Here is a 19,534-nt window from a genome sequence, read left to right as displayed (position 1 = left end):
TATTCCTCCTTACTGCTCATCAACCATTTCAAGCAGTTCTTTCCCTAAATCGCCAGAGTTCTGAGTGAATGCCTCCCAAGCCGGTTTTGCTGCTTCTTTCCACTGCGGTAAGTCCTCTTCAGGCACTACATAAACTTCCATTCCTTTTTCTTCCAACTGCTTAGCAGTCTTTTCATCTTCTGATTGGGCTTGTGCACGAATCCACTCTTCTGATTCCTTAGCAGTTTCAGTCAATAGTGTCTGTGTTTTTGCAGGAAGTTTATCCCAGAAGTCCTGATTAATTGCCAATAAAAACTCGAGGTACGCATAATTATTGATAGTTAAATATTTTGCTACTTCATCATACTTTCTTTGAACCATTGCCGTTGTTCCTGATGTGGCTCCGTCAACTGTATTTAGTTTAAGTGCCATATATACCTCTCCACCACCCATGAATACAGGGGAAGCTCCATATGCTTTGATCATTTCAGAAGGAATGTCACCGATACTGCGGATCTTCAATCCTTCGAAATCGGAAGGTGATTCCAAAGGACGTTTGTTGTTTGCGAATTGTGCATACCCATAGTCAGCAAACATGAGAACCTTGGCACCCTTTTCTTCCATAGCAGTACGTAATTTATTCCCGAATTCACCGTTTAAAGCCTCACCAGCTTTTTTATAGTCTGAGAATACGTATGGAACATCAAAAATACCCATTGCAGGGACTGTACTTGCCCAAAGCGTCGAAGAATTGACACCCATTTCAACTCCACCAGTAAGAATGGACTGGTTCATATCCTTATCATTTAATAATTGGCCTGCTGGATATACTTGCATTTTTATAGCACCATCAGATTTTTCAGTGACATCTTTCACGAATTTTTCAAGCCCTTTAGCGATGTGGTGATCTGCCGGCAAGTTATAAGCTAATCTGATAGTCGTTTCTTCGTACCCGTCCCCACTTGCATTGACTGCTTTTGTTTCAGGTTCTTTTGAGTTACATGCTGACAATAAGAACATAGAAATCATTAAGAACGTAATTGCCTTCATCCATTTTTTCATGCTAATATCCCCTTTGTTTGTTTTCTTTCTACATGTCTGATGCGACCCAATGGATTTTTCGAAGAAAGACTCGCTGCATAGTCAGCAGCATCAAGTAATTTTTCAAAATCCAACCCTGTGTCGATGTTCATTCGGTGAAATAAATACACTAAATCCTCTGTTGCTAAATTTCCTGCTGCACCCGGTGCAAATGGACAACCACCTATGCCAGATACCGCCGTTTCAAAAATCCGTACGCCTGCTTGATAAGCAGCATACGCATTTGCAGATCCGAGCCCCCTTGTATCATGCAAATGTATAGTAACAGGTGTTTCGCCTGCGACTTCAATAACCTTTTTCATCAATCGTTCCACTTGATCTGGAGTGGCAATTCCAATTGTATCGGCAATACCTATTCGATCAGCACCAGCATCTTTCACTCGTTTTACGAGATTCAGAACTTGCTCTTCCGACACTTCACCTTCATATGGACAGCCGAAGCTCACTGCAATTGAAAAGCAAGTTTTGATCCCATCCTTTTTGACTTGTACCACAAGCGTTTCAAACTGACTAAGGTTTTCATCGATTGATAAACCAATATTTTTCTGGTTAAAACTTTCAGTAGCTGAACTGACCCAGTTAACTTCAGAAAGTGAATGTTCTTTTGCTCGTTCATATCCTTTTAAATTTGGAATAAGGGCTATGGCTTGCAAGCTTGTCCATTTAGTTACCACTTTCAATACTTCTGAAGCATCTGCCATCTGCGGTACTTTCGCTGGGTGAACAAATGAAGTTACTTCCACAGTATTTAAACCGGCCTCTAGCAAATGTTTTACTAGATTCACTTTTTCCACGGTTGAAATCAGCTTGGGATCATTTTGCAGCCCATCGCGGGGACTGACATCGATAATTTTCACATCCGCCATTTATATGACTCCTTGTTCTTTCAGTTTTTTGAACTCATCAAAAGAAAAATTCATAAACTCCGTGTAAATTTCCTCGTTGTGTTGACCAAGACTTGGACCGCTCCATTTGATTTCTCCTGGCGTTTCCGAAAGCTTTGGCACAACCCCAGGAACAAGAACTTTAGTTCCGTCAGGTAAGACTATTTCCTGCAGCATTTCCCTTGCCTTGTATTGCTCATCTTCAACAATTTCCTTGATGCCATATATAGGTCCTACCGGTACAGATACTTCATCTAATATTCGCTGAGCCTCTTTTAATGGATGCTGTTTCGTCCATTCTTCAATGGTTGAATCAATGAAAATTACATTGTCCGCTCGCCCTTGGTTGGTTGAATAAGTCGGGTCATTCGCCAGGTCATCTCGGCCAATTGCTGTCATTAGACGTTTGAATATCTGATCCCCATTCCCACCAATAACCAAATGCTTTCCATCAGCACATTCATATGTGTTTGAAGGGGCGATTCCTGGTAGAGTACTACCTGTCCGTTCTCTTACCATCCCCGTTAAATCGTATTCGGGTAAAATGCCTTCTAGTAAACTAAAAACAGATTCATAGAGTGCGACATCAACGAGCTGGCCCTGTTTTTCTGGATCTTCTTCTCTTGCACGCAATGCCATCAACGTTCCAATGACTGCATAAAGTCCAGCAACCAAATCTCCTAATGCAATGCCGACCCGCACTGGAGGTAAGTCAGGGTAACCGGTCAAATACCTTAAGCCACCGATTGCCTCGGCCACACTTCCAAATCCAGGTTTTTCTCGATATGGACCCGTTTGACCATAACCTGAAACCCTGGTCATGATGATGGATGGATTGACCTTACGTAAATCTTCCAATCCAAGACCCCATCTTTCCAAAGTTCCAGGTTTGAAATTTTCAAGAACTACATCCACTTTCTTTGCAAGTTGACGAATAATTTGCTGACCCTCAGGATCACGCATATTCACAGTTATCGATTTCTTATTTCGAGATTGCACATACCACCAAACCGATGTGTCATTGTGCATCACACGCCAATTTCTCAGTGGGTCCCCTTTCGCTGGTTCTTCAACTTTGATAACCTCAGCACCAAACTCGGAAAGGATTTTCCCTGCAAATGGAGCAGCGACCAAGTTTCCTAATTCCAAAATCTTTACACCTTCAAGTGGCAGCTTTTTTGACATTTCTTACCCTCCTAAATCTTTCGAGCAAAATTCCATAAACAAATTGTAATCGCTTTCAATATGAGCTTTCATTAAACGCTTGGCTGCTTCCGCATCCTGATCCACAATTGCCTGGAAAATCTGTTGGTGCTCATGAATGGCATGTTCCATATGGAGCGGATTTTCTTCGAGTATCGATTTGCGGTAAAAACTATTAACCCCTCGAAATGCCGTCAGCATGGTAACGAGAAACTTGTTTCCGGTTGCCATAACAACGGCTTCATGGAAATTCACATTCGTATCATGGACTTTTTTCAGGTTATTCGTTTCTGAAATTTTACCCATCTGCAATAAAGAAGTACGAATGGTCTCAAGTTGTTCATGGGTCCTGCGTTCAGCTGCATAAAAAGCGGCTAGCGGCTCCATCTCAACCCGGCACTCATACAGATGTTGATAATCTTCGATTGACGGCTCAACAACCGTCACCCCGCCAGAACTATTTACGAAAAGCAGCCCATCTTTTTCAAGCATACGGATCGATTCACGAATCGGGCTTCGGCTGACCTGCAATTCTTCTGCAATCTTTTCCTCTATCAATCTTTCACCAGGCTTCAAACGACCCATAAGGATTTGTTCTTTCAAGTAGTTATACACTTGAGTTTTTAAAGTAGCCCTTTTTTTCACGATTGCTTCTATGATCCTCATCTCATTTCTTTTTCGTCGACTGTCGACTGTATACAATTTAGCTTTATGTTAGAATAATCAAAATAATTAAAACCGTCAATAAACTTTTTTATGATATTTTCAGTACTTAACCTTAATACCTACTCCTAACAAGGTTTTTGCACTCGAAAAAATATTTTCACATTAATTTTATTTACTTCAAATAGTCCCTCTCCTAACATTCGCATTGAAAAATCGGATGAAGGTAGTATATGAGTACACTACTTTTTAGGGATATCTTTTGGTATTGTTATATTTTACCAACTCAAAAACACAAAAAAATCCAGAACCAATTGGTTTCTGGATTTCTATATTAAGTTATAAAATAGTTGTTTGCTGCGGAACAATCATCTTTTTGATTCCCGATACCCAGCAGCCCGCGCTGCGGATTTAGTACAGAAAGTATCTTCAGCTTCTGTTATATCGTAGAAGTCTCCTGAAGGTACATGAAAAATCTTTTCACCTGAGCTGGAAATATTCCCTTTGATATTCATGCAGGAACGTTCTGCTTTTTCCTTGGCAGCTTGTTCAGCCTTTTCCTTCTCTTCCCTCTCTCTTGCAGCCTGTGCCGCTTTTTCACTCTCGGCTTGTTCTGCTCTTACTTTGGCGGCCTGTTCAGCCTTTTCTTTTTCATCCTGTTGCTTTTTCTTTTTATCTGCGTCATCACTCACTTTTACGGGTGCAATTAAACTTTTATCAGACTCAGTGTCAGTGTCCGATTCACTTACAGGTTGTTCATCCCATTCTTTGTAGTGTTCAATAATGCAAGGAATCAAAAACCATAGCAATAAAAGCAAAGCTAGTATAATCACAAGTCTCCATTGCCAAATGGATTGACCATTTTTCTTTCTAACCTTGCACCATTTAGCAACTAGCAAAATCAATAAGACGAGAAGAATATTCCACCAAGTTGAAAAGATGCACACGATGATAAAGTATCCAAATAATAGAACGTATAACAGGCATATCCCTACTAAGCTAAGTATGTCTAGCAAAAATGTTCCCTCCAAATTTATGTATTGAACCATTAGTTTTTGGAGACTACGATTCCACTTAAATCATTGTTCATCCTTTAGTCCAATAAAACCATGATAATATTATCATAGAAATACATAATTATTGAGAGAAGTAAAAATTATCACTATTTAAAGATGCCTGTTGCTCATTTCTAAATGAAGCAACAGGCATCTTTTCATTTTCTTATTAATAAACCAACTGCCCAACTTCATGTAGCATAGTCCCATTTTGTTTAAGGTTGGTATGCCAGGAGAAAGCTTTTTCGAGAACGTGTGGGGTCTGACCGCCACGTGTTAAGGCTTCTGCGTAATATTCCAATAATTGTGCACGATATGTTGGATGTGCACAGTTTTCAATAATTACTAGTACTCTTTCTCGTGGAGCTAAGCCTCGTAAATCAGCGTAGCCTTGTTCGGTGACCACGATGTCCACGTCGTGTTCGGTATGGTCAACATGTGACACAAACGGGACGATGCTAGAAATATTGCCGCCTTTTGCGGTGGATTTCGTAACGAAAATTGCAAGACGTGCGTTTCGGGCAAAGTCGCCGGAGCCTCCGATGCCGTTCATCATTTTCGTACCTGATACATGAGTCGAGTTGACATTTCCGTATATGTCGAACTCCAGCGCCGTATTGATTGAAATGAGTCCGAGACGTCGAATGATTTCCGGGTGATTCGAGATTTCCTGAGGACGCATAATGAGTTTATCGCGGTACTTCTCAAAGTTTCCGAACACTTTATCCATTTTGTCCTCTGATAACGTAATTGAACAGCAAGAAGCTGATTTCACTTTTCCTGCATCAATTAACTCGAAAACCGAATCCTGTAACACTTCAGAATAGACATCAAGATCGGTGAATTCCGAATCGATCATCCCGTGTAACACAGCATTCGCCACAGAGCCGATTCCCGATTGAAGTGGTGCGAGTTTATCCGTCAGTCTTCCAACGCGAATTTCTGAACGTAAAAATTCGAGTAAATGGTCTGCCATTTGCTTAGTTTCAGCATCTGGAGCGACGATCGTAGAAGGTGAGTCCATCTGATTCGTGAAAACGATTCCTTTAATCTTCGCTGGGTCAATCTTAATACCATAGGTCCCAATTCTGTCATCTGGGTTCATTAACGGAATCGGTTTACGTTCACCTTGTTGTCCAGTGTCATAAATATCATGCAGCCCTTTAAGCATTTCTGGCTGCGCCATATTGATTTCCACAATGATGTGCTTCGCGTGTTCCGCGAAAATCGATGAGTTTCCAACCGATGTCGTTGGGATAATCAAGCCATCCCCTGAAATTGAAACCGCTTCCAAAATTGCAAAGTCAATCGGACCAATAACTCCTGCACGAATAAATTCTGCCGTATGCGACAGATGTTGATCGACAAACAGCATTTCCCCATCATTTATTTTGCCACGCATAGTCGGATCTGCTTGGAATGGCAATCGTTTTCCGACAATACCCGCTTCTGCAAAAGCCTTATCGATATCCGAGCCAAGAGAAGCACCAGTATATATATTCACTTTGAATGTTTCAGTTTCGGCACGCTTGATTAACGCAAATGGGACCGCTTTCGCATCTCCTGCACGTGTGAACCCACTTAGGCCTAGCGTCATCCCATCATTAATCCACGTTGCCGCTTCTTCAGGCGTAACTACGCGATTTTTTAAATCCGGGTGTTTGATTCGTTTTAATTTTTCTTCCATATTAAAAACCCTCTATTTCATGACTTTTTCAATAATTCTAACAAACAAAATACTGATTTTGAGGTTTAGGGAAAGAAACAGGGATTTACCCGCTGAAACAGGCAAATCCCTCGCTGAAACAGTAGATTAGAAATCAAGTAACTTCCGAAAATAGCTGGCATACGATTGACTCACCGGAATTTTCGTTCCGTCATTCATCAGCAACACGAGTGTAGAATGCGTATCCGGAAAGACTTCGCGAATCTGGTGGACATTGACGATAAACGAGCGATGGCAACGAACGAACAACTCACGTGGCAAAATAAATTCAAACGCCTGGAGAGATTTGCGATGAGTACCCGAAACTCCATTTGCTTCTATATGCGTTTTCTTCCCTCGCACTTCCAGAAACTTCACATCTGTAAATGGCACTGGAACCCACCCGTCCTGAGTCTTCAGCATGACGACAGACTTCCCTTCCGTGAAAGAAGGATAAATGGCTGTTACGCTTCCAACGACTTTTCCATCACGGTGGAAAGGTACGGCCATGCCATGGTATGGAACAGCAAATACATCACGATTGATGAAGTCCGAGACCTTTTGTCCAGACGATAACGCCTTATGAGCAAGCGACCCTGGTTTCACCATGTCCCCCGCCTTTATTTTCAAATCCACTCGGACGCTTGGACGGTAATACACATAGTGTTCCCCGTCGGATACAGCAATCGAGATTTCATCCGAAAACAACTCCCCAATCACATCCAGCATTTCATAATCTTGAAAATCCTTCATCTTGCAAAAGCACCTCTCTCGTAAACTAACATTCATTCCTTCTATAATAACTGGTATTGAGGGTGTATGGACAAAGACTGCTCATATAGTACAAAAAACGAAGGATGTGACCACGTCACTTCCTTCGTTTCTGTTTGTCCTTATTTTAAATAATTGATCGCTCGTTTCAGGTAAATATCTAAATCCGTTTCGTTAAAATACGAAAAATGATTCCATCCATTTGTAGTGTGAGGAATTTTGATTTCGTTAATGGTCACCATATTGTCCGTATGTACGATCCCGTCATTCAACAGACCCAGATTTTTCCCGGCTAATGCAAAGTACTTTTTATTGGCATCTATTAAATCACTTGAATTTAATTGGCTAATAAAATCTGAGTTATTGGCGAGATCATGGAAACCTTGTAAATTCCCTGGCCTTACCAAGTGCCAAAAGTCTTCACTTTTTATTGAGTTTTTGCCCATTATGTTACTAAGTATGCCATACAGGATTAAGCATTTTCGAGCTAACATTGGGACACTAATCAAGATCGAGCCATTATTCGGTGTTCCAGCCATGATGATTTTATCTATCGGTGCCTTTTGTTCGATATAAGCAGAACGGCTGACCAGTCCCCCCATGCTATGAGCTACGATTAATATTTCCTTCTGAGGATACTTCTTCTTTAAACTCTCTACTTCTTTAGCCAAGAAAATCCCATTGTCTCTTATTCTTTCATCTACTGTGAGGTATTCAAAACCAAAAACTTCATAGTCATGACTTAGTGTATTAAACAAATTGAAGAATGAAGCACCTATACTGGATACCAATCCGTGGACGATGATTGCTATAGGTTTGTTTGGATCTATAGGTTCATCAGCTAGTTTTTCCTTTCGGAATGAATCGTCTCCATCTTTTATTAATCTGAAAAGACCGAGTTCACTTGGTTCGCTTTGAAATTTATTTAATACAATGTAAAAACTTTTATCAGAGGATAAACCAATCGTCTTTGAACTTAAACTGTCTACATGACTTGAAATTCTTTCAAGGTCTTCTATCGAATTATTGGTCAAGTAGTTAATCTGTCGTTTAGTAATTTTAGCTTCCACAGCATTATTGCCTTCAGAGTGTCTGAGTACTTCAATTCTCGGAGAAATTTGAGAAAACAACTCAACATTATTCTCTATATTGTCCAGGTCCAGTAACTGAAGAAAATTATCTTGTATTGCTAGAAAGTATTCATCGTCTTTGCCTATTAACCGAAAGGATTTTTCTATGTTAAAGTTTTTAATATTAACTTTAAGTAACTGCTTAGTAGTTGAATGAGGCATGCTACTCAGGAGGTTGCTGCTTCTCTTTTCAACTTTTTCTATGGATAGTTCTTGATTATTAATCAAAAATGCATCGTCTGCATTTAAACTGTTAACTTGAGGCGAAAGTGTATTAATAATAATTTCACGATCATTTACATAGATAAATTCCTCATTCATCTTGTCCCCTCCTTGAAACCCTTTGGAACTTCATTCGACAATATGTAATGGAAAACCTTCATTCATTTCATTTTAAACATAGAACAAGCGACCGAAAAATCATTCGGCCGCTCATAATTTTTTTATTTAAATGCTACTGAATTGAAACGGATCAATCATCTTTAATTCGTATATAATTTTTTTAGCTGTTCCAATCTTTGTTTTATATTCATCGTGCGGATTCTTTTTAATGGGTTGTGGCGTTGCCCCTTTGAAACGAGATACACCCATGCAATTAAAGAAACGGTACCAATTAAATAACCAAGAAAAACCAATGTCGCTTTCAACGTTATCCAATAGCCCGTCTTCCAATTTACCTCGATTAAAGTTTTTCCTGTATATCCTTCAATCACCTGTGGACCGAATGTAAACATGGCTAAGAATGCACCGGCTACAACTAATATGAAGCTCCAAATCTTATACGGTTTATACCAGCCAATCCCTAGCATCAGCACAGAAATACCCAACGATAGTAATCCGTAACCACGAAATGACTCCAGAAAAGTATTTAGGACAAACGACAAGACCAGCACAAACATAATAAAGAGGACTGGAATTGACATGACTGCTGTATATCCGAAAACTTCGAAAATTGATCGAATGAAACTGTTACGTTCAATGTTATCAATTTCCTGTACTCGATCTCGCCTCTTCGAATTAAAGATTTTCTTTGTTTTCATTTTCCGGTAATATTCCACTGTTTGATTAAATCGCTCAGTTAAATTAAGGTTTTTCACTCCACTTTTAATTGACCGTATAAATTGCTGAGAATATTTTTTTGCAAAGTTCATGGGAAAACCTCCATCATTTTACAATTAATATCTACAGTCTACGATTCAAGGTGCTTGTTTTATACCTAGTATTATCATTAAAGTAAGCTCTTCTAGAAAACAATATTAATTTCTCAGCCGATATGACAACAAAAAAGCTCGTAGAAAATTAAAAAATAACTGTCCAACTCATATTTATTACATAATTCTTTTATTGATAAAAATTAACATAATTGAATTGTAGCAATTAATCAAAAATCTATTAGTAATAAATTCCTACCTCATATATAATAATAATTGTTTGAATTGGAGGAAATTTCCATGAAAATAGACCCTAGAATTATTGATTTATTAAAAAAAGAAGAAGCGCAAAAAGCCTTATGGAAGGTGGGGGTAGAAGTTTTTCCTGATGTGGTCAAAGGGATTCCCTCTTTTGCAAAAGGTAGTGCTACTAAGGTGAAAAATACCATTATTTTAGGAAAGGATAAAGTAAATGAAGGTTATGAAGCTTTAAATCATGAAAAATTATTTTATAAAAAAATTAAAGATAAAGTTATTCCCTTTCCTTCAAATTACACCAGAGTTGATTTAAAAGATTTTTTGAGTCAATCTTCTATCTATTTAAAGCAAAAAAATATTAAACCAGAGAAAAAAACCTTACAAAAGAAATTTGATGAGTATCATACACTACATAGTTTACTCGATGAAACAATTCAAAATAAAGATTATGAAGAGTATATTAAGATTTATATAGGTAAAATTGAGGGTAACTATTTTATTGAAAGTGAAACCTTAAAGAACGATTTTATTAGTGTAAAACATGATTATAGGAAAGTTATCAGTTTCCTTTATAATGTTATTGATGGAAAAAAGAGTGAAATGGATATTATGAAAGAATTATCAAAAGAAAAACCTGTAACTAACATTTAAATTATGCATATCTATATATGAAGTATCGATACCCAAAGCGGCTCTGTACATACATCTTCTTCCCTCTTGTGATGAACATTGGATATGATTCTATAAAAAACACATCCAATCAACAGACTGGATGTGTTTTTGGTCTTTGCTATTCTGTTCCCTCAGGTATCATTCGGGATTACTTATCCATCAACCCACTAATCTCCAAAAACTTAGCCAATATCTTCGCCATTTGATCTCGTTTGGTAAAGCCATTCGGATCGAAGGTACCGTTACCCTTACCTTCAATGATTCCAGCTTGGTAAACGTTTTCGATTCCTGCTTTAGACCAGTGTGTCATTTGGTTGGCATCTTTGAAGTCTGCTAGTTTTTTAGCATGATCTAATTTTGCAAAATCGAAGTTCAGGAATTTTAGCTCCATTGCTCTTGAAATCATGATGGCTGCTTGTGTGCGTGTCAGTTTTTCGGATGGAGCGAATGTTCCGTCGTGTTTTCCGTTAATGATTCCGTATTGAACGGCTGCCATTAGTTCTCCATTGGCGTTGAACCATTCTGTTCCTTTTACATCTGAGAAGCGGTTGTCATACGCTTTTGCTGGAAGACCTAGTGCACGAACCAATAATACGGTGAATTCGGCACGGGAAATATCTTCTGCTGGTGCGTAAGTTCCGTCTGCTTTCCCTTTGATGATGTATTTAGATGCTAGTTTTTCAATCGAGTCTTCTGCCCAGTTGATGTTGTTCACATCCAGGAAGGTTTGGTTGTTTTCAACAATCGCATATGTTGAGTTTGTCAGCGACTTCACTGTTGCGATTTTGCCATTAAAGACTGTTGGAAGTGAAGTGAATGTTCCATCTTGATTGAACTTCACTGCGACCATAGTTTTCGGATTGAACTCTTTATCGCCGACAATCTCTCTTTCAACAAATGAACCATATGCAGTAATCGTCACTTTCTTATCTCCTGCTACTGCTTCGACGTGGAATTCAATTGTATTGGATACAATCTTTGCTTTAGTCGTAGGAGCTTTCACGACATTTACTGATACAGTGATTTGAACATCACTTTCAGCAACCCCTAGCTTTTTAGCTAAGCCTGCGACATTAATTTCTGATGCGGGAAGCTTGTAGCTTGCTTCATCAGTTTGAATCTCGATCATTGCCTGTTTGTTTTTCTTTAACGCTTCTTTAAATAAACTGCCAGGTACCTGGGCTTTCACCGTTTCTCCAATAGCCGGTTTTTCTAACTTAAGCGCTACTACAAATTTCTCAGGTGTGATTGCATTAACAATCTCACTTACTTTTCCAGGAATAATTTTAGTCACGACTTCAATCATTCCAGAAGGATTTTTCTCTTTCACTACTTCTGCCGCTTGAGGTGGAAGCACGATTGTGTTCGGTTTTCCATTTGCAGGTGGTTGATACCCATCGTGCCCATTGTTCTTCGGTTCTTCTGTAGCCTTTCGATCCAGTTTGATTACAACTGTTGTTAATGGATCAATCGTCATGGTTTGGTTCGATAAGCTAAATCCTGATTTTTTCGATACGGGATGTGTTCCCGCTTCATCATTGTCTACTAGGACTACACCACCAGTGAAATCATAATCTCCTAATGTTAAGGTACGAGCTTTATTGTCAGCATTTACAAATACGTAGTAGTTGCCTGTTTTATCAGTTGAGATATTTTCGTATGCAATAACTAAATCGGAATCTTTCATCTCAGGGAAATCAAGTAGCGATACGTTTGTATCTACTAGCGCTTTTTCACCTAAACGGAAAGCATTGGTTGATTTTCTTAAATCAATTAAGCCTTTCGTGTAACCATTTGTTGTTGTATTGACTGCAAACTCTTTTTTGTTCGTTGCTTTTTGCCAGTCAAATTTATTGATGGCGTCTGAAGAGTCATAGGAATCATGGACGAAATAGCCAAAGGTGTTCCCATCCATATCTTTCAATTCATGATATTTCTGTTCAGGTACACCTTCACCTAACCATTGTTTCGTTCTGCCGTACTCCTGACCTGCATGAAGGAAAGCCGTACCTTGTGATGTTAAGATCAAGGTGTTTCCGATACGGATTCGTTTATGAATCTCCAAGTCGTTTTCAGGAATTGCCGGATCCTTTTTAATGGACTGGGCAATGACATCATATAAAGGTAAGTTGTCGTGTGCTTCGATGTACTGGACCATATCGCCTGGATCATCATCAGCCGTATTAGAAGGCTGTCCTTTAATGTTGTTGAAAATCATATCAATATTTCTTGCGCCTCCTGTAATGAATCTAGGCTCACCTTCTGAACCGAAACCAGATTTCAATTCATTGCGGATTTCGTCAGAGAATACACCAACATCGTCCGTTTTATCCATCCAATCTTGGTCTGCACCCATTCCTGCCAGTGCTGGATCAGCCAAATGACCAGCAAATGTTCTCCAGCCTTCTCCAATAAATAAAGCATCAGGATTAACAGAAGCTGCTGCGTCATACGCTTTTTGAATGGATGGATACGTTGCGTCACCCATCATATCAAAACGCATGCCGTCAATTTTGTATTCGTCAAACCAATATTTTACTGAATCAACCATTAGTTTTTCAGCCATTGTGTGACTTGTTGCCAAGTTGTTACCAAACCCACCAAGGAAGTTACCTTTCGCATCCTGGTACGCATAGTAATTTGGCACAATGTCATTTAACATGCTGGCTTTTGCCATATGCGTGTATACGACGTCAAATACAACACCCATATCCGCATCATGAATGGCATCAATTAATTCTTTCAGCTCTTTCACTCGCAGTTCAGCGTCTTTCGGATTCTCTGAATACGCACCATCTGGCGAGAAATAACTGTGAGGGTCGTACCCCCAGTTGTATTCATTGCCACCCGCTGAATAGTTAAGTTCGCGTTCGCCCATCTTCGTTTCATCACCATAATACCAAGCCATGACAGGAAGTAATTGAACGTGTGTAACACCTAGAGATTTAATGTAATCAAGCTTGTCGATAAATCCTTTATACGAGCCCCATCTTGATTTTAAATCCTTTTCAATCGAAGGATCTGACGTAAAGTCACGTACGTGAACTTCGTAAATCACGGCATCTTCACGTTTTTCATACCCATCAATTGAAGCATGACCGAAACCTTTAGGGTTCGTGCCGCTTAAGTCGACAATCGCTGCTTTCCCGACCGTATCGCCGTCTGGTCCAGCATCACCTTCTGTATTCAACGTAAAGGCTGCCATAGATTTGGCATAAGGGTCCAATACTGTTTTCATTACGCCATCATTCGTTACTTCGTATTGATAATAGTAGCCTTTAAGATCAGTTACACCCAGATCACTTGGGTTGATGTCATTCGACCAGACACCTTGTTCGCTGAGCGTTAACTCTACAGTGCCAATTGGATCTGCCGAATCTTCTTTATCGAAGAAGTTCGCCACTACTTTACTTGCTTTAGGCGCCCATAATTTTAATGTGGCACTTCCATTTTTGTACGTTGCACCTAGATCATTTCCATCATAAGCATACATCTTATCAAGCATTCTCCAGCCTGTAGATGCTGAAACGGTTCTGCCTGAATACGTAATCGACAATGGCAGTTTGTCTAAGTTCAGTGTTGCTGTTACTTCAACTGTTGTTGCTCCAGTGATTTCTACGCTTTCAACCGAAACATCTGCCCCATCGACATCTTTAATGGCCAAATCATCTTTCAGTTTTTCTGCTGTTAATCCGTCTGTCATCGTGAATCCTAATAGAATCGTTTCTTCAGAGATCACTTCACCAGATACAATGCCCGATGCCACTTCTCCATAAGGGGAAATGTAGACGTTATTATCACCTTGTTTAATCCATAAGTGATTATACTTATCCAATAAATTGAATGATTTATCTCCTGCATCTTTTTCTTGCGTCTGTTGATTAACGATGAGGAAGCCGATATCCTTCGCGCCTTCTTTCAGCTCGATATCCGCATATGCACCATAACGATCTGTCCCGTCTAAATCAACTGCTCCAGTTGGCCAACCGTCAGAAGGAGCTGCTGTATCGCCCCAGTTCCAAATGCCAAGGTTTTCGTAGTCAGCATTTTCACGCGTGTAGTGAATGCGGACCGTATTTGCAGGCAAATTAACCGGTTCGTACGTATACACTTTATCTGAACCTTGCTTAATCCATATTTCATTCATCTCAGGTTGAGAAATCGTAAAGCCTTTGTCTCCGCCATCTTTACCGGCGTCACCTTTTGTTATATCCATTACAAGGAAGCCAATATTTTTCGCACCGTTAGCCAGTGGTACGTCAATGTAAGCACCATAGCTATCCGTTTTTTCAAACATCGTTGCACCCACTGGCCAGTTAGCCGATGGTGAAGCGACATCATTCCACAGCCATGCACCATAGTTTTCGTACACATTGTCTTGTCGGTTGTAATGAATTCGTATCGTGTTATCAGGAATTGGTTCTACTTCAGGGTTACCGTCACCCGTAGCAACCTCACCTGTAATATTTCCACCTTCAACTGTTAATAAAACCGTACCGCCGTCAGCATTTGATGGAAGTGATAAGTTAATTTCTCCTGCTTCGTTTGCTTCATAGACCTCTCCTGAATAATAATCAGTCACTACTGCATCCGCCGAATCAACTGTTAACGTCACATCTTTCGCTTCTTCAGCGACGTTCAATCCCACGTATACTGATTGATTTTGATAGTCACGAGAGAATAATAGGAACTTATCTTTATCGGATCCGCCTACAAATGTTCTTTCGCCTTTCGCAAACACTTTTGAATGCTCACTTCTGAAGTTAAGAATTTTTGTGTAGTGTTCCAACACATCATTGTTATCGACTTGATCCCACGCAAAGTCATAGCGGTTATCATATTGCGGGTAGTTGTTGGCTCCACTTTGCCCAAGTTCTTCCCCGTAATAAATGACTGGCTGCCCTTTTGCTGTTGCCTGCAAAGATGCCGCAACTTTCAACTTGCCTTCATCGCCACCTAATGAATGAAGGAATCCGTCTTCATCGTGGCTACTTAAAAACTGGCCTAATGTTGCGGCATTGTCGATTTTTCCGTTGCGATCAACAAGCGCCTGATTCGCTGCTTTCAATTGACCATTTACAAAGTTTCGCGCTGTATTTTTAAACTCAAAATCAAGTAATGAATCCATTGTGCCTGTATTCAGGTAACCGAGGTCATTATTAACGTTTGCGCCCCAAGCTTCACCAATCATCTTGAACTCAGGCATTTTGTCCGTTAACGCATTTTTAAACTTCATCCAAGTAGCATCTTCCACATGCTTGACGGTATCTACACGGAAGTAGTCAATTGTGTTTCCATTTGCTGTAGTTGCTTGCTCAATCCAACTCGTTTGCCAATCAATGATTTGTTGACGAACTGCAGAGTCTTCCGTCTTAATGTCAGGAAGTCCAGCCAATTCACCAACAACCTCATCCGTTCCAACGTCAGCTCCTTGACGGACGATATCACTAAAATTCGCACGCTCTTCGTCTGTCGGGAAACCTGCAGGCTTGTTTGCCATAGCTCCATCAATTTCTTTCAAGCCATAGCCGGTATGATTCACTACGACATCCACCATGATTTTCATATCTCGGGCATGCGCTGCATCAATCAGTTCGTGGAAATCTTCCATCGTTCCAAAGTGCGGATTCAATTTTCCAAAGTCACTTGCCCAGTAGCCATGATAGCCGTAATATGGATCAACAGATGACCCGTTTGTTTCGACAGAACGGACATTATATTTAATATTTTCTACAATTGGACTGATCCAAATCGTATTCACACCGAGATCATCAAGATAATCCAGTTTAGTCGTAATCCCTTTTAAATCCCCACCTTGGTACGTTCCACGTTTAGATGTATCATAGTTCAAATCGTAAGGGTCGTTGTTCGATTCATCACCATCAAAGAATCGATCTGTTAACATAAAGTAAATCACAGACTCGTCCCAATCAAAATCAGACGTTCCTGTCGATTGTCTCGTTTTCACTTCTACTTCTGCAGTTCCTTCATACGTGTTTCCATAAGAATCAACGACTGTTAAAGGAATCGTTTTGATGCCAGCAGTTGTGTCGTCGTCTACTGCAATCGCAATCTCTTTTAAAGATGGATCAATCTCAAGCTTAGCTGAACCGCCTAAAGAAGAAGCATCTGCGAAGATTTTGCTGATTTCCACATCGTCTGTCAGACCTTGAATATCAACAGTTAAGACAGCATTTTGATTATAATCAATCGCTGCAGGTTCCACTGATCCTGAAACCTTCAAGTCAGCTTTCTTGAAGTCAATTGTTGAAACTCCGTCTGTTGTATTGTAAGGATCAGTTACTTCTGTTGTAATACCACCTTTTGTTACAAGGAATGAGTATGAGGTTTTACCATTTGGAATGTTGTCGTATGAGAATACAAATCTCTCATTTTCAGGTTCATATGTCATTTCATTCGTTTGGCCATTAAACTTTAACTCTACTTTTCCAATCGTGTCCATGTCGTCACTAGCGAAAAGGGCTTTGTCCCGGTAATAGAAAGTTGCGTCCCCTTTATCAATGACTGGAGCCGAACCATCCGGAACGATGCGAATTTGCTCGACACCGCTAGTAATATAAGCCTTTGTCAGTGAGTCGTTCTTATTCACTTGAATAAAACGATCCCCAAACTCTTTTTGAGCAGTATCCCAGTTATCAGTACTACGAAGAACAAATCCAAATTGCTTCGTTTCAGGAGCAACCGCAATATTAACTGATGCGACTCCTCCTTCATACGATTCAAAATTAATCTGATCATTCTTAACTCCAGTATTCCAAGCCCAGATATTCCAGGTACCATAGTTTTGATCTTCGCGAATATAAGTGAATCGTACATGACGATTCGAAGAGTCCGTTAATTCATTTACACCTGTCTCTGTTGAACTCGTGGCATGTGCCTGTTGAGCTGGTATAAATGGTAGCCATAAGCTCAAAACCAGTACTGAAACGATAAACAGATTTAGTTTGCGTTTAACATCTATTGCAATTCTCACTCAGCATGTCCTCCTTATTCTTTCGGTGTAATAGATTGATAGATTAATGCCAGTCCGCCTCCCTTTCTTGGTTAGATTTGAACCCACTACTTGTTGTGAAATCGTTTGCACAAATAAATCAAAAGCGCTAACATATTACATTTGGAAGAAGGAGATTCTAGCTGAATTTATGCATTGAATAATATATGCAAGCGTTTGCAATACATGTAAAATTTTACTTTAAATCTAGGTAAACGGCAACTTAAAGTTTGAAGATTCAGAATAATTATTTGAGATTAGTGAGCTAAATAAAGTGGCTGGCAATGGCTATTTGAACAGATACCCCATTTAAGAAAAAGATGTCCTTCTCCTCCTTGACTTCAGTCACTGAGAAAAAGGACACCTTTTCATCGTTTATTCATTAAATTTAAATCGTTCCGAAATAGTAGTTTCAATTATCGAATCATCAATCTATAATTTGGTAAATGCAAACAGTTCTTCAGTTTCCTCGAAATACGTTCAGGAACTCACTGTTTAACCCTACTACTAGCCATCAATCCAATAGCTTTCTCGCTTTATTTAACTTATTACTGTGCATTTCAATCTTATTGATAATCTCGTTCCTAAGGTTAGGACAGACAGCCCCATTTAACAACGCTTTCTGATAAAACAAACAACACCTGCGCCAAAACATTACCACGCGCATCATCCCCTAATTCCGTATACATTGTAAATATCATAGAATAAATTCAGGAAATATTATGTGGTTAAATAGAATCGTTTTATCAATATAAAGTTATGTCCTTTGGATTAGGAGATATGACTAAATAACCTACATGGACAATTTAAAGTTCTTCTCCCCACGGTTCGTCAAGTAGAATGTACTAGAGAGATGTTCAATCCTTATTGTTTGTCGAAGCTGCCTCCACAAGGAAATCGCCTATTTGGTCTCTGTATTTTGCGACCGTTGCGGATGAAACATCAAAATAAGTAGCGAGATCTTTCATCGTTGAATAAACAGGACCCACCAGCCCGAAGTCATATGCCACTTGAATAGCACCAGCAGCCACAGCTTCCGGTTTCTTTGCTTTGACGCCATGTTCCAACAAAAAGGCACTCAGCAGTTTTTCGACCATTTCTTTGTCGTGACTGTGCTGATCCATATATTGTGCAGCCATATGCATGATTCTACTTTGGAAAGGCGTGAAGGAAAACAGAGATTCGACGTGACCGAATGACGCGTATAAATCTAGATAGTCTACGTCTTTCGCTTTCATTTTCCCTACTAGTTGATCAACTAAAGAAGATCGGCTTTTCGGAATGAACACAATACCACTGGTTCCGATTAGACCTCGCTCACCTTCTCGTGGATCCAGCAAGACAATGCCAAATAACCACTCACCAATGACGGAATTCAATCCTCCTCCTGGCAATGTATAGTCCTCTTTACTTAACGAGTCCCGCACAACCAATCGGTCTCCTTGTACACCCGTCACTTCGCCGAGGAGCAAGAAAGGATGTTTCCAATCCGTCAACACATCGATTACTTGTTGTCTGCGCTGCTTCGTGATTTGCTTCTCCACAAAGCTCGTCCATAATTCCGAATGCTCCAGATAATAGTAACTATCCATAGCGATGGCTTCGATTAATTCCGGTTCAAAAATCGAACGAAGCTCAGACATCCATTTCCGTACACGCACGTCCATCTCACCATAAGTACGCGGACCGAGCCCCTCGTTCGCAAAACCTTCCATAATGCGTTCGAGTTCACCATCTACCACATCTGATAGATTGACGACATTCGTCTTGCCACAACATTTCTTATATTTTAGCCCGCTTCCACAAGGACAGGCATCATTTCTTCCTACCATATTAGGTCACCCTTTTCTTACTCATTCTACTAGTAAGGGTAACATATGTGTTTGTTTAGATACAATTGAGGTAGAAGCATGGATAATACAGAATTTTATTGTTGTCTCGTTAATTAAA

General features: G+C 39.8%; 12 protein-coding genes. 1 reads left to right on the top strand and 11 read right to left on the bottom strand.

What is annotated here, in order from left to right; translation table 11 throughout:
- Positions 1-9 precede the first annotated feature (9 nt).
- The 9 genes from AC1DSK_RS01810 to AC1DSK_RS01770 form a co-directional block, all read right to left on the bottom strand.
- Positions 10-1,041, bottom strand: coding sequence for a TRAP transporter substrate-binding protein (locus tag AC1DSK_RS01810; protein WP_477546337.1), 1,032 nt, complete (start codon positions 1,039-1,041; stop codon positions 10-12).
- Positions 1,038-1,946, bottom strand: a complete 909-nt coding sequence (locus AC1DSK_RS01805) for a hydroxymethylglutaryl-CoA lyase (protein WP_477546336.1) — start codon at positions 1,944-1,946, stop codon at positions 1,038-1,040. The genes AC1DSK_RS01810 and AC1DSK_RS01805 overlap by 4 nt, the downstream gene beginning before the upstream one ends.
- Entirely contained in the window at positions 1,947-3,149 is a 1,203-nt protein-coding gene (locus tag AC1DSK_RS01800; RefSeq protein WP_477546335.1) for a CaiB/BaiF CoA transferase family protein, read from the bottom strand. It abuts the gene before it with no gap.
- Between the two features lie 3 nt (positions 3,150-3,152).
- Positions 3,153-3,833 (bottom strand): GntR family transcriptional regulator, encoded by a 681-nt coding sequence (locus AC1DSK_RS01795; protein WP_477546334.1) that lies wholly within the window; start codon positions 3,831-3,833, stop codon positions 3,153-3,155.
- Between the two features lie 365 nt (positions 3,834-4,198).
- The gene (locus AC1DSK_RS01790; protein WP_477598014.1) at positions 4,199-4,846 is read right to left on the bottom strand and encodes a sunset domain-containing protein; all 648 of its coding nucleotides are present in this window, start codon (positions 4,844-4,846) and stop codon (positions 4,199-4,201) included.
- 208 nt (positions 4,847-5,054) lie between these two features.
- On the bottom strand, positions 5,055-6,572 hold the full coding sequence (locus AC1DSK_RS01785) for an acetyl-CoA hydrolase/transferase family protein (protein WP_477546332.1): 1,518 nt from the start codon (positions 6,570-6,572) through the stop codon (positions 5,055-5,057).
- Positions 6,573-6,698: 126 nt separating this feature from the next.
- Positions 6,699-7,343, bottom strand: coding sequence for a LytTR family transcriptional regulator DNA-binding domain-containing protein (locus tag AC1DSK_RS01780; RefSeq protein ID WP_016428197.1), 645 nt, complete (start codon positions 7,341-7,343; stop codon positions 6,699-6,701).
- 140 nt (positions 7,344-7,483) lie between these two features.
- On the bottom strand, positions 7,484-8,812 hold the full coding sequence (locus AC1DSK_RS01775; RefSeq protein ID WP_477546331.1) for an esterase/lipase family protein: 1,329 nt from the start codon (positions 8,810-8,812) through the stop codon (positions 7,484-7,486).
- A 161-nt stretch (positions 8,813-8,973) separates the two neighbouring features.
- Positions 8,974-9,642: a hypothetical protein gene (locus AC1DSK_RS01770; protein WP_477546330.1), complete on the bottom strand. Its 669-nt coding sequence runs from the start codon at positions 9,640-9,642 to the stop codon at positions 8,974-8,976.
- 300 nt (positions 9,643-9,942) lie between these two features.
- On the opposite strand from AC1DSK_RS01770, the gene AC1DSK_RS01765 reads away from it, so the two are divergent.
- The gene (locus tag AC1DSK_RS01765; protein ID WP_477546329.1) at positions 9,943-10,551 is read left to right on the top strand and encodes a hypothetical protein; all 609 of its coding nucleotides are present in this window, start codon (positions 9,943-9,945) and stop codon (positions 10,549-10,551) included.
- A 169-nt stretch (positions 10,552-10,720) separates the two neighbouring features.
- Here the strand turns inward: AC1DSK_RS01765 and AC1DSK_RS01760 are convergent, their stop codons facing one another.
- Together AC1DSK_RS01760 and AC1DSK_RS01755 are read right to left on the bottom strand one after the other, a co-directional pair.
- Complete coding sequence (locus tag AC1DSK_RS01760) at positions 10,721-17,566, bottom strand: pullulanase (RefSeq protein ID WP_477598012.1); 6,846 nt, start codon at positions 17,564-17,566, stop codon at positions 10,721-10,723.
- Positions 17,567-18,441: 875 nt separating this feature from the next.
- Positions 18,442-19,416: a YecA family protein gene (locus AC1DSK_RS01755; protein ID WP_477546327.1), complete on the bottom strand. Its 975-nt coding sequence runs from the start codon at positions 19,414-19,416 to the stop codon at positions 18,442-18,444.
- Positions 19,417-19,534 lie beyond the last annotated feature (118 nt).

Source organism: Paenisporosarcina sp. P4_B8 (assembly GCF_056402175.1).
This window is presented reverse-complemented; position numbering and strand designations above follow the sequence as displayed.